This window comes from Microbacterium sp. Leaf179 (genome assembly GCF_001423785.1).
Taxonomy (GTDB): Bacteria; Actinomycetota; Actinomycetes; order Actinomycetales; family Microbacteriaceae; genus Microbacterium.
Genome location: NZ_LMPH01000003.1, coordinates 337255 through 363308 on the forward strand (window position 1 = coordinate 337255; position 26054 = coordinate 363308).

Genomic DNA, 26054 nt, shown 5'->3' on the forward strand with positions numbered 1-26054 from the left:
CACGGCCCGCGGTAGAACCGAGCGGGGCAGGCCCGTCATCGCCGCAGTGAGAGAGGCGTCCTCGCGAGAGGGCGCAACGCAGGGTGGTACCGCGGTCCGCAAGGATCGTCCCGGCGAGTGAACCTCGACCCGCGGAGTGACATGACCTACCCACGCCCCTCATCCTTCGGCCCCGCCGCCGACGCGTCCGCGAGCCCGGATGCCATCACCCCGGCGTCCGCGGCATCGGTCGTCCCGAGCCCTCGCTTCCCGGCGATCGAGAACGACACCCTCGCGTTCTGGGAGGCCGACGACACCTTCCGCGCGTCGATCGCGAACCGCGACGGCGGCGAGGAGTGGGTGTTCTACGACGGCCCGCCCTTCGCCAACGGCCTGCCGCACTACGGGCACCTGCTCACCGGCTACGCCAAGGACGTCTTCCCGCGCTTCCAGACCATGCGCGGCAAGAAGGTCGACCGCGTCTTCGGGTGGGACACCCACGGTCTCCCGGCCGAGCTCGAGGCCATGAAGCAGCTCGGGATCACCGAGAAGGACGAGATCGAGCGCATGGGGGTCGCCACCTTCAACGCCAAGGCCCGCGAGTCGGTGCTGGAGTACACGCGCGACTGGCAGGACTACGTCACCCGCCAGGCCCGCTGGGTCGACTTCGACCGCGGGTACAAGACGCTCGACACGACCTACATGGAGAGCGTGCTCTGGGCCTTCAAGACCCTGCACGACAAGGGCCTCGCGTACGAGGGCTACCGCGTGCTGCCCTACTGCTGGCGCGATGAGACCCCCTTGTCGACGCACGAACTGCGCATGGACGACGACGTCTACAAGATGCGCCAGGACCCCTCGGTCACCGTGACCTTCCCGCTCGTCGGTGCGGAGGCCGAGGCGCTCGGGCTCACCGGCGTGCGGGCGCTGGCGTGGACGACGACGCCGTGGACCCTGCCGACGAACCTCGCTCTCGCCGTGGGTCCCGGCATCCGGTACGCGGTGATCGAGGGCGGTCCCCACGGTGCCGCCGACGTGCACCGCGCCCCAGACGGCACCCCCGACGAAGCGATCGAGGCCACCGCCCACCGCTATCTGCTCGCCGAAGACCTGCTGCCGGGCTACGCGAAGGACCTGGGGTACGAGACCCCGGATGCCGCCCGCCAGGCCGTGCAGACCACGCTCACCGGCTCCGAGCTCGAGGGAGTGTCGTACGACCGCCTCTTCGACTACTACGCCGACGCCGAGACGTGGGGGACCGGCAACGCCTGGAAGATCCTCGTCGACGACTACGTCACCGTCAGCGACGGCACGGGCATCGTGCACCAGGCGCCCGCGTACGGTGAGGACGACAAGCGCCTCGCCGACGCCGCGGGCCTGCCGACGATCATCTCGCTCGACGACGGCGGCCGGTTCCTCTCGGCCGTGACCGACGTGGCCGGCGAGCTGTGGATGGAGGCCAACCGGCCCCTCATCCGCCTGCTCACGCAGCAGGGCCGTCTGCTTCGCGAGGCGTCGTACGAGCACTCGTACCCGCACTGCTGGCGCTGCCGGAACCCCCTGATCTACAAGGCCGTGTCGAGCTGGTTCGTGCGGGTCACCGAGATCAAGGACGACCTGCTGGCGAACAACCAGCAGATCACCTGGGTGCCCGAGAACGTCAAGGAAGGTCAGTTCGGCAAGTGGCTCGAGGGCGCACGCGACTGGTCGATCAGCCGCAACCGCTACTGGGGCTCGCCGATCCCGGTGTGGAAGAGCGACGACGCGAACTATCCGCGCGTCGACGTGTACGGCTCTCTCGCCGACATCGAGGCCGACTTCGGCCGCCTGCCGGTGAACGGCGACGGTGAGGTCGACCTGCACCGCCCCTACATCGACGACCTCACGCGCCCGAACCCCGACGACCCGACGGGACGCTCGACGATGCGACGCATCGAAGACGTGCTCGACGTCTGGTTCGACTCGGGCTCCATGCCGTTCGCGCAGGTGCACTACCCGTTCGAGAACCACGAGTGGTTCGACGAGCACGCCCCCGCCGACTTCATCGTCGAGTACATCGGGCAGACGCGCGGCTGGTTCTACGTCATGCACGTTCTCTCGACCGCGCTCTTCGACCGCCCGGCCTTCACGGGTGTGTCGTGCCACGGCATCGTGCTGGGCAACGACGGGCAGAAGATGTCGAAGTCGCTGCGCAACTACCCCGACGTGCGCGAGGTGTTCGACCGCGACGGCTCGGACGCCATGCGCTGGTTCCTCATGTCGTCGAGCGTGCTGCGCGGCGGCAACCTCGTCGTGACCGAGGAGGGCATCCGCTCGGGGGTGCGCGAGTTCCTGCTGCCGATGTGGAACGCGTGGTACTTCTTCGCCACCTACGCGAACGCGTCGGGGGAGGGCTACACGGCCGAGTGGCGCACCGACTCCACCGACGTGCTCGACCGCTACATCCTCGCCCTCACCGGTGACCTGGTGAAGGGCGTCGCCGCCGACCTCGAGGGGCTCGACTCCACGACCGCGGCCGAGCGTCTGCGCGACTTCGCCGAGGTGCTGACCAACTGGTACATCCGTCGCTCGCGTGACCGTTTCTGGGTGGGCGTGACCGACGACCCGACCAGCCGTGAGGCCTTCGACACGCTCTACACCGTGCTCGAGACACTCACCCGCGTCGCCGCCCCGCTGCTGCCGCTGGTGACCGAGCGCGTGTGGCAGGGCCTGACGGGTGGGCGCAGCGTGCACCTGACCGACTGGCCCGACGCCGACGCGTTCCCCGCGGCCGCCGACATCCGCACGGCGATGGACACCGTCCGCGACGTCTCCAGCGTCGCCAACGCGCTCCGCAAGCGCGAGGGCAAGCGCGTGCGCCTGCCGCTGCCGCGCCTGACGGTGGTGACTCCGGATGCCACCGGCTTGGCGCAGTTCGACGACATCCTGCGCGAGGAGCTCAACGTGAAGAACGTCGAGCAGGTCACCCTGCAGGCCGGTACCGCCGCCGAGTACGGCATCACGCACCGCCTGTCGGTCAACGCCCGCGCGGCGGGTCCCCGTCTGGGCAAGCAGGTGCAGCAGGCGATCAAGGCCGCTCGCGAGGGCGACTGGAACGAGGTCGACGGACGGGTCGTCGCCGGCGGCATCGCGCTGGAGCCCGCCGAGTACGATCTCGTGGTCGAGACCGCGGGTCGTCCCGAGGGCGAAGCTCTCGCCGTGCTGGCGACGGGCGGCTTCGTGCTGCTCGACACCGTCACCACCCCCGAGCTCGAAGCCGAGGGCCTGGCGCGCGACATGATCCGCGGCATCCAGGACACCCGCAAGGCCGCCGGCTTCGACGTGAGCGACCGGATCTTCCTCTCGCTCACCTTCGTCGACGACGCCGACGCGCGGGCGGTCGCCCAGGCGTTCGACGTCGCCGGCGTGGCATCCGAGACCCTCGCCGAAGCCGTCGTGCTCGCCGGCCCCGAGGGAAGGCTCATCGAACGCGGGGCCATCGCCCCCGCCGAGTACGAGACCCAGATCGCCGCGAAGACCTACGCGAACGTGGGTGCCGTCACCGTCGCCGTCGCACGCATCGGAGGGACCGCATGAGCGACCGCACCCGAGCCGACGCCGTGTACAGCGCCCTGCTGGAACGCCAGGGGGAGCAGTGGGTGCAGCCGCGCGTCGAGCGCACCCGCCGAGTGCTCGAGCTGCTCGCCGACCCGCAGCGCACCTACCGCGTCATCCACGTCACGGGCACGAACGGCAAGACCTCGACCAGCCGCATGATCGAGAGCCTGCTTCGCGGCCTGGGACTGCGCACGGGCCTGTTCACGAGCCCGCACCTCGAGCGCTTCACCGAGCGGATCCTCATCGACGGCGAACCGGTGGCGGATGCCGCGATCGCCGACGCGTGGGACGAGATCACGCCGTTCGTCGACATGGTCGACGCCGAGCTCACCGCCGCCGACGATGCGCCGCTGACGTTCTTCGAGTTGCTGACGGTGCTGGCCTTCGTGGTCTGCGCCGACGCGCCGATCGACGTGCTGGTTCTCGAGGTCGGCATGGGCGGGGAGTGGGATTCCACCAACACCGCCGACGGCGACGTCGCGGTCTTCACGCCCATCGACATCGATCACACCGACCGCCTGGGCTCCACGATCACCGAGATCGCGACGGTCAAGGCGGGCATCATCAAGCCCGGCGCCGCCGTCGTCTCGGCCGCGCAGCCCGACGCGGCGCTCCGCGTCATCCGCGCACGCGCCGAGAAAGAGGGCGCGACCGTGTCGGTGGCCGGCGACGGCTTCGCGCTCGAGGCCCAGGCGCTGGCCGTCGGCGGGCAGATGCTGACGATCCGCGGGGTCGCGGGGTCGTACCCCGAGCTGTACCTGCCGCTGTACGGCGCCCACCAGGGCACCAACGCCGCCCTGGCGGTCGCGGCCGTGGAGTCGCTCATCGGCGGGGGCACGCAGCCCCTGGCCGCCGAGGTCGTGGCCGACGGCCTCGCGAACGCCACCTCGCCCGGGCGCCTTCAGCTCGTCGGGACGGCGCCGACCGTCTTCGTCGACGCGGCGCACAACCCGCACGGCGCCCGCGCGCTCGTCGCCGCCCTCGACGAGGCGTTCGACATCGACGAGTGGGGTGCCGTCGTCGGCATCCTGGACGGCAAGGACGCCCGGGGCATCATGTCGGCGCTCGTGCCCGCCGTCGCGCGCGTGTTCGCCACGGCCCCCGCGAGCGACCGCGCCAGCGACCCCGACGTGATCGCCGACGTCGCCGAGGCGGCCGACCTGCCCGTCACCGTGCACCCGACGCTCGAAGACGCCGCCGACGCGGCGCGCGCGTGGGCCGCCGAATCCGACCGGCGCGCGGTCATCATCGCCGGTTCCGTCGTGCTCGCGGGCGAGGCGCTGCGCCTGTCGGAGCTCGAGGACTGGAAGTCGGGGTGGCAGGCGTGAGCCCGCGCACCCCCCGGACCCCGCGCGTGCGGCGACGGCGCGGTGCGCTCGAGTCGCTCGGCGCCGTCGTGCTCGGCTTCGAGTCGATCGTGGTGTTCCTCGGCGGCCTGGTCGTCTACGGCCTCAAGGTGCTGCCCTTCGGCATCGAACCCTGGTGGGGCATCGTCGGCGGTGTCGTCATGGCGGTCGCCATGGTCGCCGTGGCGGGGCTCCTGCAGCACCGCGCGGCGATCGTCGTCGGCTGGGGACTGCAGATCCTGTTGCTGCTCGGCGGATTCCTCGTTCCCGCCCTCGCGGTGGTCGCCCTCATTTTCGGCGGCATGTGGGCGTATGCCACCATCAAGGGAGCGGCACTGGATCGGCAGAACGCCCGACGCGCCGCTCACCCCGACCTCTCGAACGGAGAATGACCCATGGCTACCGAAGAGACCCTCGTCCTGGTCAAGCCCGACGGCGTCGCCCGCGGACTGACCGGCGCCATCCTCGCCCGCATCGAGGCGAAGGGCTACGCGCTCGTCGACATCCGCCTCGTCGAGCCCGACCGTGACCGCCTCGCCCAGCACTACGCCGAGCACGAGGGCAAGCCTTTCTACGAGCCGCTGCTGGAGTTCATGCTCTCGGGCCCGTCCGTCGCGATCCGCCTCGCCGGGAACCGCGTGATCGAGGGCTTCCGCTCGCTGGCCGGCACCACCGACCCGACCACGGCCGCCCCCGGCACCATCCGCGGCGACTTCGGCCGCGACTGGGGCCTCAAGGTGCAGCAGAACCTCGTGCACGGCAGCGACAGCGTCGAGTCCGCCGAACGCGAACTGGCGATCTGGTTCGCCTGATCCCGGATGCCGAGATGGCCGCCGCCCCCGAGGGGGTGGCGGCCATCGTCGTCTGATCGGCCCGCGCGGCCGCGCGGTCTCTCGAATCGGACCCGTGCGGCAGCGCGTCGCTCAGCTGCGCGCCACCCCGCGCCCCGCACGACGACCGGCGGCGAGCCAGGCGACCGGTCCGAGAACGGGGACGAGCAGAATCACCACGGCCCACAGCACCACCGTCAGGGACGACAGGCGGGCCGCTCCGCGGGACAGGCTGACGATCGCCCAGACGGCGAGAGCGAACGCGACCAGTGCGACGACCGCCCACACGACGTCGTACGCGGCCGGCACCAGCGGGTTCATCGCATCCATTCCTGGAGGATAGGGCCCGCGAGGCGAGCCGCGCGACTCGGATGCCCATCGCCGGGCCGGCGGGTCGGGGCCGCCGTGGCCTCACAGCTGCGCGAGCACATCCAGCCGCAGCTGCGCGATCACCGCGATGACGGCGAAGGCCACGATGCTCATCAAGGGCACCCACACCATGAGACGGTCGGCGACCTCGCGCACCCGCGCGCCCGGAACGACGCCCTCGCGCAGCACGTGCAGGGTCACGACGAAGAACGAGGGGATGACGACCGACCACGTCACCATGCACCACGGGCAGAGAGTGGCCAGAACGAACAGGCTCTGCGCGATCAGCCAGATGACGAAGGTCAGCGCCAGAGCGAAGCCCAGCCAGAAGAGGGCCCAGAACCAGCGCGCGAATCGGGCGCCGGCCAGCAGCGCGACCCCGACCACGATGGGGGCGATCCACGCCGACAGACCGATGATCGGGTTGGGGAAGCCGAACACGCTTCCCTGCGACGACTGCAGATTGGCCGAGCACTGCACGAGGACGCTGAAGTCGCACGACGCGGCGGCCGTGGGATCCATGAGCTGGTGGAACCGCTCCATCGTCAGCGAGAACGCCGCCCACCAGCCGACGATCCCGGCGAAGATGAGCCAGACCGCCGTGACGATCGGACGACGGGTCGTGACGGTTTCGCTCATGCCGCGATTCTGCCACCGCTGACTTCTCCGCCGGCTGAAGACGGCTCGTCGTCGACCTTCTGCGGGCGAAACGCGTGGTCCGTGCGATAATGAAAGCTGATGTGACCGCGGCCGCGCCGCAGGAACATCACCCAGAAGACTTCGGGCGATGACCGCCCATCGCAGCAAGCGCCACAGGCCTGCTGCAGACCGAGTGAGTTCGCGGCCCCGCCGGGTGCGGCGCCGCATGAGATTTCGCCGGGTGACGCGCGGTGTCGCCCGCTAGGGAGTATCCCCGATATGGCCGACAAGACCGACGATCAGACCCCCGCTGACCAGGTGACGCCCGAGACCGAGGCTCCGGAATCCGAGACCCTCGCGTCCGAGACGGAGGCCGCCGCGGGATTCGTGCCCCCCGTCGACGACGAAGAGGCCGCGGTGCAGGATGCCGAGCAGGCCGCCGCCGACGACGTGGCACCCCCCGCCGTGCTCGACGAGGGATCCGGCGACGCACCGGCTCAGGCCGCTGCCGGTGACGACGTTGCCGGTGATGACGTTGCCGAGGCGAACGCCGCGAGCGTCGAGGAGCCCACCGTGGACGCCTCCGTGGCGGACCAGGGCGCCGACGCCACGGCATCCGCTGCCGAGGTCGCCGCCCCCGACGTCGCTGAGCCGGAGGCTCCGGCTCAGCCCGAGGTCGCCGGTCAGCCCGAGGCTCCCGCTCAGCCGGAGGTCTCCGCACAGCCCGAGGCCGCCACCGAGTCCGAGGCTCCCGCGCGTCCCACGGCCGTCTCGCTCGGACTGCTGCCCGAGGTCTTCGTCTCGGCCGTGTCGACGGCGCTGCACTTCTACGCCCCCGCGCTGCCGGCCTTCCCGGTGCGCGACGACGTCGATGACCGCGACGACCGTGACGAGCGCGACGACCGCGACGACGACGGCCCCCTCGAGCGCGGCTCCGCCAACGCCCGTCGCCGCAACCGCCGACGCGGCGGTGTCGACGTCGCCCCCGCCGAGCAGCACGAGGCCCCCGCAGCCCCGGTGCGACAGCGCGCGGTCGAGCTCATCACCGAGCCGCAGCGCATCAAGGGCTCCACGCGCCTCGAGGCGAAGAAGCAGCGTCGCCGCGATGGCCGCGAGGCCGGCCGTCGCCGCCCCGTCGTCACCGAAGCCGAGTTCCTCGCCCGTCGCGAGGCCGTCGACCGCGTGATGGTCGTGCGGTCCAAGGCCGGCCGCATCCAGATCGCCGTGCTCGAAGACAACGTGCTCGTCGAGCACTACGTCGCCCGCAACCAGGACGCCTCGCTCATCGGCAACGTCTACCTGGGTCGCGTGCAGAACGTGCTTCCCAGCATGGAGGCGGCGTTCGTCGACATCGGCCGCGGCCGCAACGCCGTGCTGTACTCCGGTGAAGTCGACTGGGACGGCGTCGAGACCAACAATCAGCCGCGTCGCATCGAGCTCGCGCTCAAGTCGGGCGACCGCGTCCTGGTGCAGGTCACCAAAGACCCCGTGGGACACAAGGGCGCCCGCCTGACGAGCCAGATCTCGCTGCCCGGCCGTTACCTCGTCTACGTGCCCAACGGCACGATGAACGGCATCTCGCGCAAGCTCCCCGACACCGAGCGCGCGCGCCTGAAGAAGATCCTCAAGGAGGTGCTCCCCGAATCGTCGGGCGTCATCGTCCGCACGGCCGCCGAGGGCGCCACCGAAGAGCAGCTCACGCTCGACGTGCAGCGCCTCACCTCGCAGTGGGAGCACGTCTCGAGCCAGATCAAGACCATCCAGGCCCCCGCTCTGCTGCACTCCGAGCCCGACCTGCTGGTCAAGATCGTGCGCGACGTCTTCAACGAGGACTTCACGCGCATGCTCATCCAGGGCGACGAGGCGCTGCAGACCATCTCGAGCTACCTCCAAGGCGTCGCCCCCGACCTGCTCGAGCGCGTCGAGAAGTACGAGGGCGAGCAGGACCCGTTCGACGCGTTCCGCGTCACCGAGCAGATCGAGAAGGCTCTCGACCGTAAGGTCTGGCTGCCCTCGGGCGGCTCGCTCGTGATCGACCGCACCGAGGCCATGACGGTCGTCGACGTCAACACCGGCAAGTTCGTCGGCTCGGGCGGCAACCTCGAAGAGACCGTCACCAAGAACAACCTCGAGGCGGCCGAAGAGATCGTGCGCCAGCTGCGCCTGCGCGACATCGGCGGCATCATCGTCGTCGACTTCATCGACATGGTGCTCGAATCCAACCGCGATCTCGTGCTGCGTCGCCTGATCGAATGCCTCAGCCGCGACCGCACGAAGCACCAGGTCGCCGAAGTCACCTCGCTCGGCCTCGTGCAGATGACCCGCAAGAAGCTCGGACTCGGCCTGCTCGAGACCTTCAGCGAGGCGTGCGACGTGTGCGCCGGTCGCGGCGTGGTCGTGCACCACGACCCCGTCGTCAAGCACCGCCCGGCCGGGAACGGCAGCAGCAACGGCGGCGGCAACACCGGCTCGTCGAACCGCCGCGGTCGCGGGGGCAACACTCCCGCGAACGGCAACGGATCGAACGGCCACGCCGCACACGGCGGTGGCGCGTCGGCCGGAGCTTCCTCCACCGGCAACGGGGGAGCGGCGCCGACCGGCGGCACCCACGTGATCACCGAGGGCGTGAAGTCCGCTCTCGCTCAGATCGCGGCATCCACCGTGAAGCCGACCCTCGATGACCCCGCCGTGGTCGAGGCGGCCGTGGTCGCGTCGGTGGAGGCCGTCGTCGAGGCCCAGGCCGAGGCACCCGCACCGGTCCGCGAGAAGCGTCCGCGCAAGAAGCGCGAGCCCAAGGCGCCCCGTACCGAGAAGGACGCCCTTCTCGAGTCGGTGCTCGAGGCCCTCCCCGAGCCCAAGGCGCCCGGACAGGGCCGCTCACGGCGCCGTGTGACGACCGCGGCGCTCACCGGCACCCCCGTCAACGCCCAGCCCTCCAGCGAGGCCTGAGTCCGCTCCCTCGTGCGTGTGGGGCCGCGACCCATCGTTCCCGACTTCGGTTGGGCGACGGGTCGCGGTCCCACACGCGTGTCAGCGGCGTTCGCGCGCCGTGATCCGCAGGCCCGAGGCCCGCAGGCGTCGAACGAGCTCTTTGCCGCCGACGTGCTGGGCTCCGGCGGCGACCAGGTCGGCGTGCCGCTCATCGGGGACGTCGTAGTGGTCGAGATCGAACGCGCGGCGGGGGATTCCGGCCGCGGCGGCGAAGGCGTGCAGTTCGTCGAGGTCGCTGTCGCTGACCAGGTGCGCCCACAGTCGTCCGTGCGCGGGCCACTGCGGATCGTCGATCAGAATCACCATCCCGCGATCCTAGGTCGACACGCGGGCCGAATGCTTTTGCCGGATGCCGCCCGGTGAGCTAAACTTGACCCTTGGTGCGTCGCGTCCGCCCTTACTGGAGCGTGACCCCGCGGGCTTTGCTCGCCGGATCGCACCGAGACTTGGGTCGCCAGACCCTCCCGACGTCATCAGACAACCGGAGCTCCGCGCTCCCGAACGAAAACAGGTGTGAAGTGGTTTACGCAGTTGTGCGCGCCGGCGGCCGCCAGGAGAAGGTCCAGGTCGGCACGGTCGTCGTGCTCGACCGCCAGAAGGCGAAGATCGGCGAGAGCATCCAGCTGCCCGCCGTCCTGTTCGTCGACGGCGACGCGGTCACGACCGACGCCGACAAGCTCGCGAAGGTCTCGGTCACGGCCGAGGTCCTCGGCGAGGAGCGCGGTCCGAAGATCGTGATCCAGAAGTTCAAGAACAAGACCGGCTACAAGAAGCGCCAGGGCCACCGCCAGGACCTCACGCGCGTCAAGATCACCGGCATCAAGTAAGAGCCAGGAGACGCAGAGATGGCACACAAAAAGGGCGCAAGCTCCACCCGTAACGGTCGTGACTCCAACGCACAGCGCCTCGGCGTGAAGCGCTTCGGCGGTCAGGTCGTCCTCGCCGGCGAGATCATCGTCCGCCAGCGCGGCACGCACTTCCACCCCGGCGCCAACGTCGGCCGCGGTGGCGACGACACCCTGTTCGCCCTGGCCCCCGGTGCGGTTCAGTTCGGCGCCAAGGGCGGCCGCAAGGTCGTCAACATCGTCACCGCAGCAGCGGAGTAATACCGAGCGCTCAGCGCTTCAGAGGGGGTGGGCACACAGCCCGCCCCCTCTTCTTTTCTTCCCGGCACCCGCCGGTCCGTCCTGAAAGGACACTCATGGTCACCTTCGTCGACCGCGTCACCCTGCACCTCCGTGCGGGCAAGGGCGGCAACGGCTGCGTCTCGGTGCGCCGCGAGAAGTTCAAGCCTCTGGCCGGCCCCGACGGCGGCAACGGCGGCAGCGGCGGCGACGTCGTGCTCGTCGCCGACCCCCAGGTCACCACGCTGCTGTCGTACCACCACTCGCCGCACCGCACCGCCGGCAACGGTGGTTTCGGCATGGGCGACCACCGCTCGGGCGCGATGGGCGAAGACCAGGAGCTCCCGGTGCCGCTCGGCACGGTCGTGAAGGACCCCGACGGCACCGTGCTCGTCGACATGCTCACCCCGGGCATGCGCTTCATCGTCGCCCCCGGTGGTCTCGGCGGCCTCGGCAACGCCTCGCTGTCGTCGCCCAAGCGCAAGGCCCCCGGCTTCGCCCTGCTCGGAACGCCCGGGTGGGAGGGCGACGTCGTCCTCGAGCTCAAGACCGTCGCCGACATCGCCCTCGTCGGCTTCCCGTCGGCGGGAAAGTCGAGCCTCATCGCGGCCGTCTCGGCGGCGCGACCGAAGATCGCCGACTACCCCTTCACCACGCTGCACCCCAACCTGGGCGTCGTGCAGTCGGGTGACATCCGCTTCACCATCGCCGACGTCCCGGGTCTCATCGAGGGCGCGAGCGAGGGCAAGGGCCTGGGCCTGGAGTTCCTCCGCCACGTCGAACGCTGCACGGCTCTCGTGCACGTGCTCGACTGCGCGACGCTCGACCCCGGTCGCGACCCGCTCACCGACCTCGACGTCATCCTCGCCGAGCTCGGCGCCTACCCCGTGCCCGAGGGGCAGACCCCGCTCCTCGAACGCCCGCAGATCATCGCGCTGAACAAGATCGACGTGCCCGAGGCCCGCGAGCTCGCCGACTTCGTGCGTCCCGACCTCGAGGCCCGCGGTTTCCGCGTGTTCGAGATCTCCACGGTCAGCCGCACGGGCCTGCGCGAACTCACCTTCGCCCTGGCCGACGTGGTCGAGCAGCACCGCCTGGCGTCGATCGACGAGGCTCCGGTGGAGCGCATCGTCATCCGCCCGCAGGGCACTCGCAAGGACTTCGAGATCAAGGTCGAGGGCGGTACCTACGGTCCCGTCTACCGCGTGCTCGGCGACAAGCCGGTCAAGTGGGTGCAGCAGACCGACTTCCAGAACGAAGAGGCCGTGGGCTACCTCGCCGACCGTCTCGCGCGCCTGGGCATCGAAGAGGGCCTCTTCCGCGCCGGTGCGGTCGCCGGTGCGACCGTCGTCATCGGCCCCGGCGACGGGATCGTCTTCGACTGGGAGCCCACGCTCACCTCGGCGGCCGAGCTCATGACGGCCCCCCGCGGCACCGACCCCCGTCTCGTGCAGAACCCGCGCCGCACCTCGTCGGAGCGCCGCGAGCGGTACCACGAGCGCATGGATGCCAAGGCCGAGGCCCGCGCCGAGCTCGAGACCGAGCGGCGTGCCGCCCGGGCCGTGGGCATCGGCGCCGACGGGGATCCCTCGTTGTCGTCCGCCGAGGACGAGGAGCGGTGAGCGCGACCTCGCGCTCCGCGATCCCGGGAGCCGGCCGCGTCGTGGTGAAGGTGGGCTCGTCGTCGATCAGCGGCGACGGGGCGCACCGGATCGACACGATCGTCGAGGCTCTCGCCCACGCGCGCGGCGCGGGGACCGAGGTGGTGCTCGTCTCGTCCGGGGCGATCGCGACGGCCCTGCCGTTGCTCGACCTCGGCGGCCGACCCAACGACCTGGCGACGCAGCAGGCCGCGGCCGCCGTCGGTCAGAACGTGCTCATGTGGCGCTACCAGACCTCGCTCGACCGCTTCGGCCTGCTCGCCGGGCAGGTCCTGCTCACGGCGGGCGACCTCGAGAACGCCACGCACCGTTCGAACGCGCGCCGGGCGATGGAACGGCTGCTGGGTCTCGGCATCCTGCCCATCGTCAACGAGAACGACACCGTCGCGACCCACGAGATCCGTTTCGGCGACAACGACCGGCTCGCCGCTCTCGTGGCGCAGCTGATCGGTGCCGACGCACTCGTGCTGTTGAGTGACATCGAGTGCCTGTACACGCTGCCGCCGAGCGAGCCCGGAGCGCGCCCGATCGTCGATGTGGCGTGGGGCGACGACCTGTCGCAGTTCGAGTTCGGCGCCGGCGTCGTCAACGGCGTGGGGACCGGGGGAGCGGCGACCAAGGCGTCGGCCGCGAAGCTGGCCTCCACCGCCGGCGTCGGGGTGCTCGTCACCAGCGCCGACCTCGTCTCATCCGCTCTCGCGGGCGATGCGGTGGGCACCTGGTTCGCCCCGAATCCCGACCCCGTCACCCTCGCCACCGGCCCGGTGGGCGCCGTGGGCGCGCCGGTACACTGAGCGCATGACCACGATCGCCGCCTCCGTCGATGAGCGCTTGCGTCTGGCCAAAGACGCCGCGCGCGAGATCGGTCTGCTCGATTCCGAGCGCAAGACCGCTCTGCTGAACGCGGTCGCCGACGCGATCGAAGCGGCGTCGGCCGAGATCGTCGCGGCCAACGCCGACGACCTCGAACGCGGACGAGCGGATGCCATCGGCGACGCCCTCCTCGACCGCCTGCGCCTCGATGCCGGACGCATCGCAGCCCTGGCGGCGGCGGTGCGCGATGTCGCCGGCCTGCCCGACCCCGTCGGCCGCGTGCTCGACAGCCGAACGCTCGCCAACGGACTCGCCCTCGAGAAGGTGGCGGTACCGTTCGGGGTCGTCGGGTCGATCTACGAGGCGCGCCCGAACGTCACGGTCGACATCGCCTCTCTCGCCCTGCGTTCCGGAAATGCGGTCGTGCTGCGCGGTGGTTCCGCGGCGCAGAGCACCAACGCGACCCTCGTCTCGGTCATGCGCGCGGCGCTGCAGGCCCAGGGCGTCAGCCCCGAGGCCGTGCAGAGCGTCGACGACTTCGGCCGTGACGGCGCGCGTGCGCTCATGAACGCGCGCGGACTGGTCGACGTGCTCGTGCCACGCGGAAGCGCGTCGCTGATCGAGACGGTCGTGACCGAGTCGACCGTTCCGGTCATCGAGACCGGGGCCGGCGTGGTCCACGTCTTCCTCGACGCCACGGCCCGTGACGACTGGGCGCGCGACATCGTGCTCAACGCCAAGACCCAGCGGCCGAGCGTGTGCAACGCCGTCGAGACGGTGCTCGTCCACCGCGACGCGGCCGATCGCCTGCTGCCCGAGCTGCTGGCGTCACTGTCCGATGCCGGGGTGACCGTGCACGGCGACGACGTCACGCGGGCACACGACGCGCGCGTCGTCACCGCGACCGAAGACGACTGGGCGCGTGAGTACGGGACGCTCGACCTCGCCGTGCGTGTCGTCGACGACCTCGACGACGCCCTCGCCCACATCCGCCGTTACTCGACCCACCACACCGAGTCGATCATCACGGCCGATCAGGCCTCGGCCGACCGGTTCCTCGCCGAGGTCGACTCGGCCGTCGTCATGGTCAACGCCTCCACCCGCTTCACCGACGGGGGAGAGTTCGGCTTCGGCGCCGAAGTCGGCATCTCGACCCAGAAGCTGCACGCCCGCGGTCCCATGGGCCTCGCCGAACTCACGAGCACCAAGTGGCTCGGGCGCGGCGACGGCCAGGTCCGCGCCTGACCGCCTAAAATGGGCTGCGCGCCCCGCGCAGACCTCTCGAACGGAGCACAGATGACTTTCGTCTCACTTCTCGCCCACGCTGCAGAAGAAGGCGCCCACCACGGCGGCAACGTGCAGGCCCAGACCTTCTGGTTCGGCGCCGTCGCGTTCGTCGTGTTCGTGTCGCTGAGCCTGGTCACGCTGTCGTACCGCAACGTCGCCAACCGCCACGCGCACAAGGCCGACGCTTACACGAAGAAGCACGGGACGCCCACCCCCGAGGCGCACGGCCACTGAGGCCCACCGTATGTCGGTGACGCGCGCCCCTCGGATCGGGGTCATGGGTGGGACGTTCGATCCCATCCATCATGGTCACCTCGTCGCGGCCAGCGAGGTGGCGCAGTCGTTCGACCTCGACGAGGTCGTCTTCGTGCCCACGGGTCGCCCGTGGCAGAAGGACGACGTCACCGAGAGCGAGCACCGCTACCTCATGACGGTGATCGCGACGGCCTCGAACCCCCAGTTCACGGTGAGCCGCGTCGACATCGATCGGGAAGGCCCCACCTACACGATCGACACGCTGCGCGATCTGCAGGAGCAGCGCCCGGGAGCCGAGCTGTTCTTCATCACCGGCGCCGACGCCGTGGCGCAGATCCTGGGGTGGCGAAACCACCAGCAGCTGTGGGATCTCGCGCATTTCGTGGCCGTCTCGCGGCCCGGACACGTGCTCACCACCGAAGGCCTGCCCACCGAAAACGTGAGCCAGCTGGAGATCCCGGCGCTGTCGATCTCGTCCACAGACTGCCGCGCCCGTGTGCGCCGAGGACACCCCGTGTGGTACCTCGTGCCCGACGGCGTCGTGCAGTACATCGCGAAGCACCACCTCTACCGGAGCAATGCATGAGCACTTCCGAGAACCCCGAGACCCCCGCGCTGACCCGCCGTCAGCTGCGCGAGCTCCGTCACACCGGCGCGACGCCGATCATCGCGCCCGAGACGGATGCCGAGTCCTCGGCGCCCGCGACCGACAGCACCGCCGAGACCACGGCGTCGAGTGCACCGGTCGTCGACGATGCCGCCGCGTCCGACGCCACGGTGGACGATGCCTCTGCCGACGTCGCGGCTGCCGACGTGCCTGCTGCCGAGACCCCGGCGGTCGACGATGCGGCCCCGACCGCGTTGTTCCCCGCGGCGAAGTCCTCCGACGAGCCCGCGCCCGCGGCATCCGGTGCCGACGACACCGCACGTGAAGACAGCGCACGCGAAGACACCGCGCGCGACGACACTCCGGCCGCCGCGCGCCCCTCGGCCTTCGAGCCTCCGTTCGGCGACCACGGCGCCGACTTCGGCGTTCCGGGACTCACGCGCCGCCAGGCGCGCGCGCAGGAGAAGATCCGCACTGCCGCGGTTCCGGTCATCACGCCCGACCTCGAGCCCGCCCTGCCGCGCCAGAACTCCCCGTTCGCTCCTCTGCCCCAGGCCGAGCCGACGCGTCCGGCGATCTTCCGCCCGTCGGCGCCCGACACCGCCGAGACGCCCGCCGCGGCCGATGACGCCCCCGGCGCGTCGGTGGTGAACCCGGCGCTCGGTTCCGAGCTGCTCGACGGCGCCAAGCCCGACGTCACCCTGCCCGACTCGTTCGACCAGCTCATTGCGCGCAACGCCTCGGCGAGCGGCGCGGTGTCGACGCCGAACGCGCTGATCCTCTCGCAGACGCCCTCGGGCGTGCCGCTGGTCGGCCCCGTCACCGCGACGGGCGAGGTCATGATCACCGGCACGTTCGAGCTGCCCGAGGGCCTCGGCTCCGTCGGTCACGCCCCGGGCACGACCGACGGTCGCGACGCCGATGCCGTTCTTCTCGACGGCGAGCTCCCGCCCGCCTCGTCTCCCACCCCGATCGCGGCCAGTGCCGCCATCAGCACCGTCAAACAGCCCGGCGAAATCATTCGCCCCCCGGCGCCCGAGAAGGGGAGCAAGCTCCTCATCGGCCTCATCATCACGACCGGCGCGCTGGCGCTGGCGGTGGCCGTCACCCTCGTGCTCGCCTTCACGACAGGAGTCTTCCGATGACCGCCACCGCCAACGGACGGGAGATGGCGCAGATCGCCGCTCTCGCCGCCGACGCCAAGAGCGGCGACGACATCGTCGCCCTCGACGTCTCCGAGCCCCTTCCGCTCGTCGACATCTTCCTGCTCGTCACCGGTCGCAATGAGCGCAACGTCGCCGCGATCGCCGACGAGATCGAAGACAAGCTGCTCGAGCACGGCCACAAGCGTCTGCGCCGCGAGGGGCGTCAGGAGTCGCGCTGGGTGCTGCTCGACTTCGGCGACCTCGTGGTCCACGTCTTCCACGAGGAAGAACGTGTCTACTACGGCCTGGAGCGCCTCTGGAAGGACTGCCCCGTCGTTCCGATCGAGCTGCCGACGCCCGCGGGCGCGCCCGAGTAACGACCCCCACGACAACGCCCTCGGCCCTCACGGCCGGGGGCGTTCTGTGTGCGTGGGGCGTGTTCGCGCCGGCCTGTTCGCGCTGTGCCCGCCCGATCACTCACCCGTAGCGTTCGCGATACCGCCGCTCGGCCGCCGCGTGCAGGGCGATCGGCAGGGTGTCGATGAGGCTCGCCGGAGTCAGGTACTGGATGCCGAGGGCCCCGGGCGCCACGAGGCGCGCCGCGTCGTCGATGAGCACGTCGACGACGCGCTCCACGAGCGTGTCGTCGAGGTCGGGGCGGGCGAGCAGCAGGTTGGCGACGCCGATGGCGGGGACCGGGGAGTCCGCGCCGTACACGCCGGCGGGGATGGTCGTGGCGACGTACGCGTCGGGGTAGCGCTGCAGGAGCGTCGGCAGCACGGGCGTCGTGTCGAGCACCGCGATGGGGGTGCGGGCGGCGAGCTCCGCGATCTGGGGCGTCGGCACCCCGCCCGACCAGAACAGCGCGTCGATGCGGCCCCGCTCCAGATCGACGACGGCATCGCGGAGCGGCCGCTCGGTCGCCGACGCGGGCGAGAGTCCCGCGGCTTCCATCACCCGGCGCGCGGTCGCGGCCGCACCCGAGCCGGGGGCGCCCAGCGAGACGCGCGTTCCTGCGAGCTCCGCGAGCGAGCGCGGGCCGTCGGGTGCGCGGACGAGGCACTGCAGGTAGTTCTGGTAGACCCGCCCGATCGCGACCACCTCACCGCTCGTCGCCGCCGCCGCCGCCGAATCCGCCAGCGAGAGGGCGAGCTCCACGCGGCCCTGCGACAGCAGGGCGAGGTTGTCGACACTGCCCTCGGTCTGCAGGGCGGTGATCTCGAACGCCCCGGAACCTCGGGCGACGTCGCTCAGCAGCTGGCCGAACTGCAGGTAGCTGCCACCGGGTTCGCCGCAGCCCAGCGTCAGCACGGTCGGCGCGGTGGGCACGCACCCCGCCAGCACGACGGTGCCCGCCGCGGCACCCGCCCACAGGAAGCTGCGACGCGAGACCCCCGTCACGTTCTGTCCCAGATCAGGTGCGCCGCGAGTCCGCCCTCGCGCGAGCGGCGCAGCTCCAGCCGTCCGCCGGCGGCCCGCATCAGCTGCGCGACGATGGCGAGCCCGAGGCCGGTGCCGGTTGTGCCGCCGTCGAGACCGGCGCGCCAGAAACGCGTGCCCAGGCGCGGAAGGTGCGCGTCGTCGAGCTGCGTGCCCGAGTCCTCCACGCGCACCTCGAGGCGTCCGGCATCCTGTTCCACGCTCACCCGCACCCGCGCGCCCGCACCGGCGTATTTCGCCGCGTTGTCGAGCAGCACATCGAGCATCTCGTCGAGGTCGGCGCGGCCGCAGGGGACCACGACCGCCGGGGAGTCGTCGATGCTGAGCGTCAGTCCCGCGGCGTGCAGGCGCGCGCGGTGGCGTTTGACCAGATCGGCCGCGGTGACCGAGCATTCGCGCGGAGCGCCCTCGTCTCGGGCGTCGTCGTGACCCTGGGTTCGCGCGGCAGCGCGGTGCTCCGCGTTGGCGAGAGTCAGCATGCGCTCCACGGTGTGCTCGAGGCGATCGAGGTCGTCGTCGACGGCGGAGAGGTCGTCGGCCGCGTCACCGTCGCGGGCGAGGCCGTCCACGCGCAGTCGGATGGCGGCGAGGGGCGTCCGCAATTGGTGCGAGGCATCGGCGACGAAACCGCGCTGCTGCTCGAGGCTGTTCTCGACCTCATCGGCCATCGTTGCGAACGCCCGGCTGAGGCGGCGCAGCTCGGGCGGTCCCGAGGGACGCAGCGGTGCGGGACCGCGGTGGGCGGTGAGGTCGGCGACCGCGGAATCGAGCGCGCGCACCGGGCGCAGGATCCAGCGGGTCCACAGCAGCGAGGCGACCATGAGGGCGCTGAGCAGCAGCACCCCGATCGCGGCGATCACGGCCCACGCGCGCGAGACGTCGGATTGCGCGCCCCGCAGGTCGACCGCGAGCACCACGACGCCGGCCGACAGATCACCGGCCGCGATCACGGGCACCGCGACGAGGGCGCTGCGGGGTCCCCAGGGGGTGACCCGGGGGAGCGACAGCTGGGGAATGGCCCGCGAAGCCGCGGTGACGAGCTGATCGACGTCGGCATCGCGGTGCAGCTCGCCCGCCGAGGCGACCGGTTCCCCGCTCTCGTCGAGGACGAGCACGGACTCCGCGTAGACCGCGTGGAAGCGCTCGAGGTACGACTGCAGTCCCTCGGCGTCGGACTGCACCAGCGCCGTCCGGGCGCGCTGCACGACCTGGTCGAGCGCCGCGGTGCGCTGCAGGGCGACCTGCTGCGTGCGGGAGTCGGCGAGCGACTGCGCCACGGGGATGAGCACGGCGATCACGGCGATGAGACCGAAGACGAGCAGGGGGAGCAGCACCCGCAGCTTCACGCGGCATCCTCGAGGCGGTAGCCCAGGCCGCGGATGGTCGTGATCGTCACCTCGGGGAGCTTCTGGCGCACCTGCCCCAGGTGCACGTCGAACGATCGCGACGATGCCACGTACGCGTCTCCCCAGACTTCGTCGAGGATCTGCCGACGGCTCACCGCCTGCCCCGCGCGTCGGGCGAGGGCGTACAGGATGCCGAACTCGTTGGGCGTCAGCGCGACCTCGCGGTCGGCGGCGTGCACGCGGTGGGCGTCGATGTCGATCTCGACCGACCCGACCCGCACGCGCTGGGGCTCGTCGGGTGGGCTGTAGCGGCGGGTGACGGCCAGGAGCCGCGCCAGCAGCTCGTGCAGCCGCACCGGCTTCACGAGGTAGTCGTCGGCGCCGAGCGACAGGGCCCGGACGGTGGAGCGCTCGTCGCCGCGGGCGGTGACGACGATGACGGGGAGTTGGCTCACCTCGCGCAGTTGGCGCAGCACGTCGAGCCCGTCCATGTCTTCCAGCCCGAGATCGAGCAGCACGACCTGGGCGTCGCGATGGCGCAGCAACACGTCGCTGCCCCGCGCGACACGGGTGCACGCGTGCCCGGCGCGCGTGAGCGCCGAGACGAGCGCCGCGGCGACCGAGCCGTCGTCCTCGGCTACGAGTACGTGCATGGCCCCATCGTAGGCTCACGCGCCGGGGTCGCCCCCCGGCGGCGGGCCGGGGCCAATGTAAGGCGCATGTAAGGATCTCGGGACGGGCCCCCGCGCGCCGCCACGATAACGGGATACGACTCGTCGCCGCCGCCGGGCCCCGTCTTCGACGGCGTACGAGACGAGAACCGTCCATCGACCGATCGGATTACCCATGTCAACGACGACGACGATCCCCACGAGCCTGCGACGCTCGATATCGAACACGCTGAAAGGCTCGGCCGGCAACCTGGTCGAGTGGTACGACGTCTACGTCTACTCGGTGTTCGCGGTGTACTTCGAGTCGCAGTTCTTCGACTCCGACGACAAGAACTCCTCCCTCTACGTGTGGGCGATCTTCGCCGTCACCTTCCTCATGCGTCCGATCGGATCGTGGTTCTTCGGCCGCTTCGCCGACCGCCACGGACGCCGCCTGTCTCTCACCGTGTCGGTGTCGCTGATGGCGTTCTGCTCGCTCGTCATCGCCCTCGCCCCCACGGCCGAGGCGATCGGCGCCGGAGCCGTCGTCATCCTGGTCTTCGCCCGCCTGGTGCAGGGCTTCGCCACCGGCGGCGAGTACGGCACGAGCGCGACGTACATGTCCGAGGCCGCCATGCCCGGTCGTCGTGGCTTCCTGTCGTCGTTCCACTACGTCACGCTCGTCGGTGGGCACGTGCTCGCCCAGACGACCCTGCTCGTCATGGTCCTCACCCTCGACGACGAGGCCATCTCGGCGTGGGGCTGGCGCGTTGCCTTCGCCATCGGCGGGGTCGCCGCGGTGGCGGTGTTCTGGATGCGCCGCACGATGGACGAGTCGCTCGAGCAGAGCGTCATCACCGACAACAAGTCGGGCCGCTCGAAGGAGTCGGGCTCGATGCGCGACCTGCTCGTCAACAACTGGCGTCCGCTGCTGCTCTGCTTCGCCGTCACCGCGGGCGGGACCGTCGCGTTCTACACCTACTCGGTCACCGGACCGAACATCGTCAAGACCGCCTTCTCGGGCGGCGACGTCGTGGCCGGCACGATCATCAACCTGGTCGCCCTGACCGCACTCATGCTCATGCAGCCCATCGGCGGCTGGCTCTCCGACAAGGTCGGCCGCAAGTCGCTCCTGGTGTTCTTCGGCGTCGGCGGCGTGCTCTACACGTGGTTCCTGATCACGATGCTCCCGCAGCAGACGAACGAGTTCGCGGCGTTCGCGATCCTGCTCGGAGGCTTCATCATCCTCACCGGGTACACCTCGATCAACGCGCTGGTGAAGGCCCAGCTGTTCCCGACCCATGTGCGGGCGCTCGGAGTGGGCCTCGGCTACGCGCTGGCGAACTCGCTGTTCGGCGGCACGGCCCCCCTGCTGTACGCCGGGGCGCAGAGCGCCGAGCAGGTGCCCGTGTTCATCGTCTACGTCACGGTCATCATCGCGGCCTCGCTCGCGGTGTATATCTTCGCCCTGCGCAACAAGGCCCCGAACTGGCTCGACGATGAGCTCCTCATGCGCGAGGCCCAGCAGGCCAAGACGCGCGTACCGGTCTCGTCGCGCTGAGTCGTCTCACCGGATGCCCCTCCCGCACGGGAGGGGCATCCGTCGTGTGGCGAAGGGCCGGGAACGGATGCCGGGAGCCCGCCGACGCGGCCGGAACTCGCCACCGACCGGAGCGGGGCTCTCGTTGTCGGAGGTGAGGTGTCGCTCGTGTCTCGACAGAGGTCGCGGTGCGGGTGCCGTTGTGGTCTGGAAAGATCGTCGCGGGGCAGCTCACCGTGGCCGTAGCGGCCGAGCAGCGCGGGCGGTGGAAGCCGGGCGACCCACGAGCCCCCGTGTGACGGTGATGTCACAACCGTCTCGATTGGGAGCGAACGACGCTGGCGGGATTCGCGTGGATGCGGCTCATGTGCTCGCGGAGGTGCCCGGTCGACTCGAGTCCGACCGCGTGGGCTGCGGCCGTGAAGGTCATGTTGCTGTCTGTGACGAGCTGTTCGAATCGGCTGATCCGGAGGCGCCGCAGGTACTGCATCGGCGTCACTCCGAGGTCGCTGCGGAAAGCCCGCCGGAGGGTGGATACCGACATGTTCGCCTCCCCGGCGAGGCGGTCCATCGTCCACCTCTCCGTATACCGCGCGTGCAGGAGACGGCGCATGCGCTCGACCTCGCGCCGGGGAATGAGCCCCGTGACGGGCCCCTCGCCCGGCGCCTCCAAGACCACCCGATCTGTGGCGAGGATGTAGGGGTGCACGGCGTCGATGACGCCGAGGGCGAGACGCATGCTGGTGAAGATGGGGGTGTCTGCCGGAAGGGTGGCCACTTGCTCGATGAGGGAGCCGATCTTCGCGCGCGCGCGGCTGGGAAAGCGGATGCGTTGGACCGCGGGGGAGTGTGCACGGACATCACGCGCGAGCGCCCGTTGCCCGCCGACGATCGGATATCGCCAGTAGAGCACCTCGCTCACGAATCGTTCGTGCAGCAGGAGAGCGACGAATTCTGCGTGCGGGTCAGGACGGGCCCCGAAGGGGGTCGAGGGGCGGATCACGATGAGATCGCCGGTGCCGGCGCGGACATCGGGGAATCGTCCGACGATCGTCACGCTCCCCGACTGGACCAGGAGGAACGTGTGCCGCAGGGTCGCATCCACCGGGACGGCATTCCCCGAGTCGTGGCGCACGCCCACGACCGGGAGGGCGGACCTGGCGTGATCAGTCCGTGTGCGTTCGAACACCCGCGACCGCTAGACCGACGCTGCGCGGTGGGGGAAGTTCCTCCGGCGGGGCGAAACGACGATCGCGTCGTTCTCGTCTCGGTAGAGTCGGCCCTCGCCGTCTTGTGCGACGAAGGCGAACGACGCGATCACGCTGTCTGCGCTCGAAAGGTCGCGAGCACGGATTCGATAAGTCGCGGCGAGAACCGCACATCCGGTCCCCGCCTCCAAGCGAGTCAGTCTCCCCTGAGTGAGGGTGAGATCCGTGTCGTAGGTCAGATCGTCCATATGCCCATTCGTGAGTCGTCGAGCAATGACCGTCGCGTCGTACAGATCGACATCGGTTTCGTTCTTGATCACCACGACGAAGGTGATCGTTTCGCCCTCCTCCGCGCCGGCGACGGTGCCGTAGGCCACGAAATGGACGCGCTCCTCCGGAACGACCAGCAGTCCGCCGAGCCTCGGTACGGTGACGACGGCCTCGTTTCGGGGTCGTACCCGTCGGAGGAGGTGGGAGAGAGGGTACGTCCACTTTGCAGACCAAGAAGTGCACGTGTCGGATCTCAATTCAGGTCCTCCCGCCTTAGCTCGAGGTCTTGCGCGCTGCCTTATCGCGCGGGGTGAAAGGGACGTGTTCGGGCGTACCAGCACGGTAATGAGCGTGGTTGCGACGGCTCAAATCGCCGTACGTGGTGGGTCGAGGACGACCCCGGCCTGCCGAATGGGCGGCTCCCGACGCCGCGAAGCGCGCAGTTCCCGCATTCGTGCGGAGCCCTCCTCGCTTCGCCCGCGGACATGTCTCGCCACTACGGCCTGCAACCCGACGTGGAGGATGACGCGTGGGGGACGGATTACGACGCCGATGGAGTGGCGACATGTGCGATGTCGGCGGATTGCACGGCAACCCGTCGCGGCCGCGCGGCACGGGCATTCTCGCTGCAATAGACGGGCCTCGGCGGGGGTGCGATGAAACGCGGGAGGCGTCGATGAGATTCGCCGGAGTGAGGTACCGCATCCCGAGGGCGCCGGAGCCGTCGTCACCTTGGTCTTCGCCCGGTGATGCAGGGCTTCGCCCCCGGTGGCGAGTACGGCGTGAGCGCGACGTACATGTCCGAGGCCGCCATGCCCGGTGATCGTGGCTTCCCGTCGTCGTCTTGCGACGTCGTGTTCTGGGGGATCACGTGCTCGCCCAGACGACCCTGCTCGTCCTGGTGCTCACCCTCGAGGACGAGGCCCTCTGGGCCGGGGGCTGGCAGGTCACCTCCGCGATTGGAGGGCCGGGAACGGATGCCGTGAGCCCGCCGACGCGACCGGGATCCGCCACCGACCGGAACGACGAAAGCCCCCGCCGAAGCGGAGGCTTTCTCTCTGGGTGGACCTGAGGGGACTCGAACCCCTGACCCCCTGCATGCCATGCAGGTGCGCTACCAGCTGCGCCACAGGCCCGGATATTTTGTTTCCGCCCCCTTCGAGGCAACTCCATGAGCTTACAACACAGATCGCGGGCGTAAGAAATCGGCGCGGCCGGGCGTGTCGTCGGTGCCCGTGACCGCGCGGATGACGTCGCGCCGCAGACCCTGACCGCGCTCGCTCAGGCTCCTCTGACGGGCCACGTATTCGGCCTTGCCCTCGGCCGTTTCGATGGGGACGGGCAGGTAGCCCCAGTCGCGCAGGTCGTAGGGCGAGGCCTGCATGTCGAGGGTGCGGATGTCGCGGGCGAGCTCGAACGTCGCGAGCAGCAGGGGGCCGGGAACGAGAGGACCGAGCTTCACGGCCCACTTGTACACGTCCATGCCTGCGTGCAGACAACCGGGCTGCTCGCGCTCGGCCTGGTCGTCGCGTGAGAGGGGCGTGCGGTTCAGCGGCACCGCATCGGGCGTGAAGAAGCGGAACGCGTCGAAGTGCGTGCAGCGCAGGTCGTGGGCGTCGACCACCGCGTCGGTCCCGTCGCGGCCGAGCCGCAGCGGCACCGCGTGCCGCACCTCGTCGGCGCGGTAGGCCATGGCCCACTCGTGCAGCCCGAAGCAGCCGAACTGCGCCGGTCGGTCGGCGGTGGCCCGCAGCAGCGAGACGATGCCGCGATACAGGGATCCGCGCTCGGTGCGGAAGCTCTCGGCATCCACGCGCACGCCGTCACGGTCGCTGCGGTACCAGCGCCAGGCGGCGCGCTCGTCGGCGTCGCCGAGCACGACATCGATGCCGGGGTGCCAGCGCCGCAGGATCGCCGGCTTGTACGAGTAGTAGGTGAACAGGAAGTCTTCGACCGGGTGCTTCTCGGCCCGACTCGCCCGCGCGCGATGGTCGGCGGTCAGCGCGTCGGCGCGTGCGGCGTGCGCATCGGCGAGAACGCTCCACTCGGCGCGCGAGAGCGTCGTCGTGTCGAGGACGGCGCTCACTCGACGGCGTCGATCAGCGCGGGGGAGTCGTTGCGCACATTGCCGACGTCGGACGACACGACGTGGTCGTCGAGCGTCTCGGCGACGTCGGGTGCCGCGTCGATCGCGGCGTCGAGCACGTCGCCGACGTTCTCGGTGGTCGGGTCGAGCCAGGCGTCGGCGAAATCGGGGTCGAGGAACAGCGGCATGCGGTCGTGGATCGATCCCAGGCGGCCGATGGCGTCGCGGGTGAGGATCGTGCAGCTGAGCACCCACCGGGCGGGGTCGTCGTCGGCGAGCGAGGGGTCTTTCCACCACTCGTACAGCCCGGCGAAGAACAGCGGCGAGCCGTCGGACGGGTGGATGTAGTGGGGGGTCTTGCCCTCGTCGGTGGTCTTCCACTCGTAGTACCCGGATGCCGGGATCACCGCGCGCCGCTTGATGAGCGCCGTGCGGAACATGGGCTTGTCTTCGACCTCTTCGGCGCGGGCGTTGAACGCGCGGGCGCCGATCTTGACGTCTTTGGCCCACCCGGGCACGAGCCCCCAGCGCGCGACCTCGAGGCGTCGGACGGGGGGTTCGCTCTTGATCGAGTCGAGCACGATGCCCACGCGCGACGTGGGCGCGATGTTGTACGACGGCGGGGGCAGCTCGTCGGCCTCGACGTCGACGCGCAGCACCCCCACGAGCTGGGAGGCCACGTTGGCTACGACGAAACGACCGCACATGCTTCCACCGTACGCGCCCCCTCCGACATCGAGCCGTGTGCGGCGTCCGGAGCCGATGGCCTTCGCCCCGCGTGCGTGCGTGAGGTCAGCGATGCGCGCATCCTCCGCCCGAACGGCCCGGATGCCGCGGAGGTTGTGCGCATCGCGGAGGCTACGACCAGCGT

The 26054-nt window shown here is 70.5% G+C and carries 25 protein-coding genes and 1 tRNA gene; 15 read left to right on the forward strand and 11 right to left on the reverse strand.

Translation table 11 applies throughout. The annotated features are described in order from the left end of the window. The first annotated feature begins 141 nt into the window (after positions 1–141). Genes ileS through ndk form a run of 4 tightly spaced genes read left to right on the forward strand, consistent with a single transcriptional unit; the run spans position 142 to position 5734 of the window. Complete coding sequence (gene ileS, locus ASF96_RS13130) at positions 142–3555, forward strand: isoleucine--tRNA ligase (protein ID WP_055940048.1); 3414 nt, start codon at positions 142–144, stop codon at positions 3553–3555. Continuing rightward, positions 3552–4904 carry a bifunctional folylpolyglutamate synthase/dihydrofolate synthase gene (locus ASF96_RS13135; protein WP_055939929.1) on the forward strand — a complete coding sequence of 451 codons (1353 nt, stop codon included), beginning with the start codon at positions 3552–3554 and terminating at the stop codon, positions 4902–4904. The genes ileS and ASF96_RS13135 overlap by 4 nt, the downstream gene beginning before the upstream one ends. Next, the gene (locus tag ASF96_RS13140; protein ID WP_308447287.1) at positions 4901–5314 is read left to right on the forward strand and encodes a DUF4233 domain-containing protein; all 414 of its coding nucleotides are present in this window, start codon (positions 4901–4903) and stop codon (positions 5312–5314) included. The genes ASF96_RS13135 and ASF96_RS13140 overlap by 4 nt, the downstream gene beginning before the upstream one ends. A 3-nt stretch (positions 5315–5317) precedes the next feature. Beyond that, a complete protein-coding gene (gene ndk, locus ASF96_RS13145) occupies positions 5318–5734 on the forward strand; it encodes a nucleoside-diphosphate kinase (RefSeq protein WP_055939933.1) in 417 nt (138 codons plus the stop codon). Between the two features lie 111 nt (positions 5735–5845). Here the strand turns inward: ndk and ASF96_RS13150 are convergent, their stop codons facing one another. Both ASF96_RS13150 and ASF96_RS13155 read right to left on the reverse strand, forming a co-directional pair. Beyond that, positions 5846–6082 carry a PLDc N-terminal domain-containing protein gene (locus ASF96_RS13150; RefSeq protein ID WP_055836914.1) on the reverse strand — a complete coding sequence of 79 codons (237 nt, stop codon included), beginning with the start codon at positions 6080–6082 and terminating at the stop codon, positions 5846–5848. 81 nt (positions 6083–6163) lie between these two features. Continuing rightward, positions 6164–6760 carry a vitamin K epoxide reductase family protein gene (locus ASF96_RS13155; protein WP_055939935.1) on the reverse strand — a complete coding sequence of 199 codons (597 nt, stop codon included), beginning with the start codon at positions 6758–6760 and terminating at the stop codon, positions 6164–6166. A 279-nt stretch (positions 6761–7039) separates the two neighbouring features. Between ASF96_RS13155 and ASF96_RS13160 the strand changes: the two genes are divergently transcribed. Then, positions 7040–9709: an Rne/Rng family ribonuclease gene (locus ASF96_RS13160; RefSeq protein ID WP_055939937.1), complete on the forward strand. Its 2670-nt coding sequence runs from the start codon at positions 7040–7042 to the stop codon at positions 9707–9709. Positions 9710–9790: 81 nt separating this feature from the next. On the opposite strand, the gene ASF96_RS13165 is transcribed toward ASF96_RS13160, so the two are convergent. After that, positions 9791–10057, reverse strand: coding sequence for a DUF4031 domain-containing protein (locus tag ASF96_RS13165; RefSeq protein ID WP_055939938.1), 267 nt, complete (start codon positions 10055–10057; stop codon positions 9791–9793). A 212-nt stretch (positions 10058–10269) separates the two neighbouring features. Between ASF96_RS13165 and rplU the strand changes: the two genes are divergently transcribed. The 9 genes from rplU (at position 10270) to rsfS (ending at position 17020) form a co-directional block, all read left to right on the forward strand. After that, a complete protein-coding gene (rplU, locus tag ASF96_RS13170; protein ID WP_055836929.1) occupies positions 10270–10578 on the forward strand; it encodes a 50S ribosomal protein L21 in 309 nt (102 codons plus the stop codon). Positions 10579–10596: 18 nt separating this feature from the next. Beyond that, positions 10597–10857 carry a 50S ribosomal protein L27 gene (gene rpmA, locus ASF96_RS13175; protein WP_055836932.1) on the forward strand — a complete coding sequence of 87 codons (261 nt, stop codon included), beginning with the start codon at positions 10597–10599 and terminating at the stop codon, positions 10855–10857. A 95-nt stretch (positions 10858–10952) separates the two neighbouring features. After that, positions 10953–12497 carry a GTPase ObgE gene (gene obgE / locus ASF96_RS13180; protein ID WP_055836935.1) on the forward strand — a complete coding sequence of 515 codons (1545 nt, stop codon included), beginning with the start codon at positions 10953–10955 and terminating at the stop codon, positions 12495–12497. Next, positions 12494–13330 carry a glutamate 5-kinase gene (gene proB / locus ASF96_RS13185; RefSeq protein ID WP_055836938.1) on the forward strand — a complete coding sequence of 279 codons (837 nt, stop codon included), beginning with the start codon at positions 12494–12496 and terminating at the stop codon, positions 13328–13330. The genes obgE and proB overlap by 4 nt, the downstream gene beginning before the upstream one ends. Positions 13331–13334: 4 nt before the next feature. Next, positions 13335–14594, forward strand: a complete 1260-nt coding sequence (locus ASF96_RS13190; protein ID WP_055939941.1) for a glutamate-5-semialdehyde dehydrogenase — start codon at positions 13335–13337, stop codon at positions 14592–14594. A gap of 51 nt (positions 14595–14645) precedes the next feature. Further along, a complete protein-coding gene (locus ASF96_RS13195) occupies positions 14646–14870 on the forward strand; it encodes a hypothetical protein (RefSeq protein WP_055836944.1) in 225 nt (74 codons plus the stop codon). 10 nt (positions 14871–14880) lie between these two features. After that, positions 14881–15477: a nicotinate-nucleotide adenylyltransferase gene (nadD, locus tag ASF96_RS13200; protein WP_055836947.1), complete on the forward strand. Its 597-nt coding sequence runs from the start codon at positions 14881–14883 to the stop codon at positions 15475–15477. Then, a complete protein-coding gene (locus tag ASF96_RS13205) occupies positions 15474–16643 on the forward strand; it encodes a hypothetical protein (protein ID WP_055939943.1) in 1170 nt (389 codons plus the stop codon). The genes nadD and ASF96_RS13205 overlap by 4 nt, the downstream gene beginning before the upstream one ends. Then, positions 16640–17020 carry a ribosome silencing factor gene (gene rsfS / locus ASF96_RS13210; protein ID WP_055836953.1) on the forward strand — a complete coding sequence of 127 codons (381 nt, stop codon included), beginning with the start codon at positions 16640–16642 and terminating at the stop codon, positions 17018–17020. Before ASF96_RS13205 ends, rsfS begins: the two co-directional genes overlap by 4 nt. A 100-nt stretch (positions 17021–17120) precedes the next feature. Here the strand turns inward: rsfS and ASF96_RS13215 are convergent, their stop codons facing one another. From ASF96_RS13215 to ASF96_RS13225, 3 genes are read right to left on the reverse strand one after another with little or no spacing between them, the layout of a single operon-like run. After that, positions 17121–18044 carry a TAXI family TRAP transporter solute-binding subunit gene (locus tag ASF96_RS13215; protein WP_055939944.1) on the reverse strand — a complete coding sequence of 308 codons (924 nt, stop codon included), beginning with the start codon at positions 18042–18044 and terminating at the stop codon, positions 17121–17123. Further along, a complete protein-coding gene (locus ASF96_RS13220; RefSeq protein WP_055939946.1) occupies positions 18041–19429 on the reverse strand; it encodes a sensor histidine kinase in 1389 nt (462 codons plus the stop codon). The genes ASF96_RS13215 and ASF96_RS13220 overlap by 4 nt, the downstream gene beginning before the upstream one ends. Then, positions 19426–20082 carry a response regulator transcription factor gene (locus ASF96_RS13225; protein ID WP_055939947.1) on the reverse strand — a complete coding sequence of 219 codons (657 nt, stop codon included), beginning with the start codon at positions 20080–20082 and terminating at the stop codon, positions 19426–19428. Before ASF96_RS13225 ends, ASF96_RS13220 begins: the two co-directional genes overlap by 4 nt. A 193-nt stretch (positions 20083–20275) precedes the next feature. Here ASF96_RS13225 and ASF96_RS13230 point away from each other — a divergent pair, with 193 nt between their 5' ends. Next, positions 20276–21640: an MFS transporter gene (locus ASF96_RS13230; RefSeq protein WP_055836964.1), complete on the forward strand. Its 1365-nt coding sequence runs from the start codon at positions 20276–20278 to the stop codon at positions 21638–21640. Between the two features lie 286 nt (positions 21641–21926). Here ASF96_RS13230 and ASF96_RS13235 read toward each other — a convergent pair whose 3' ends face one another. From ASF96_RS13235 to ASF96_RS13255, 5 genes are all read right to left on the reverse strand, one after another. Beyond that, complete coding sequence (locus tag ASF96_RS13235) at positions 21927–22724, reverse strand: AraC family transcriptional regulator (protein WP_156458861.1); 798 nt, start codon at positions 22722–22724, stop codon at positions 21927–21929. A gap of 93 nt (positions 22725–22817) precedes the next feature. Then, a complete protein-coding gene (locus ASF96_RS13240; RefSeq protein ID WP_055939950.1) occupies positions 22818–23204 on the reverse strand; it encodes a hypothetical protein in 387 nt (128 codons plus the stop codon). 956 nt (positions 23205–24160) lie between these two features. After that, positions 24161–24233, reverse strand: a tRNA-Ala gene (locus ASF96_RS13245). 41 nt (positions 24234–24274) lie between these two features. Then, positions 24275–25183: a hypothetical protein gene (locus ASF96_RS13250; protein WP_055836967.1), complete on the reverse strand. Its 909-nt coding sequence runs from the start codon at positions 25181–25183 to the stop codon at positions 24275–24277. After that, complete coding sequence (locus tag ASF96_RS13255) at positions 25180–25890, reverse strand: SOS response-associated peptidase (RefSeq protein ID WP_055836970.1); 711 nt, start codon at positions 25888–25890, stop codon at positions 25180–25182. The genes ASF96_RS13250 and ASF96_RS13255 overlap by 4 nt, the downstream gene beginning before the upstream one ends. Between the last annotated feature and the right edge of the window lie 164 nt (positions 25891–26054).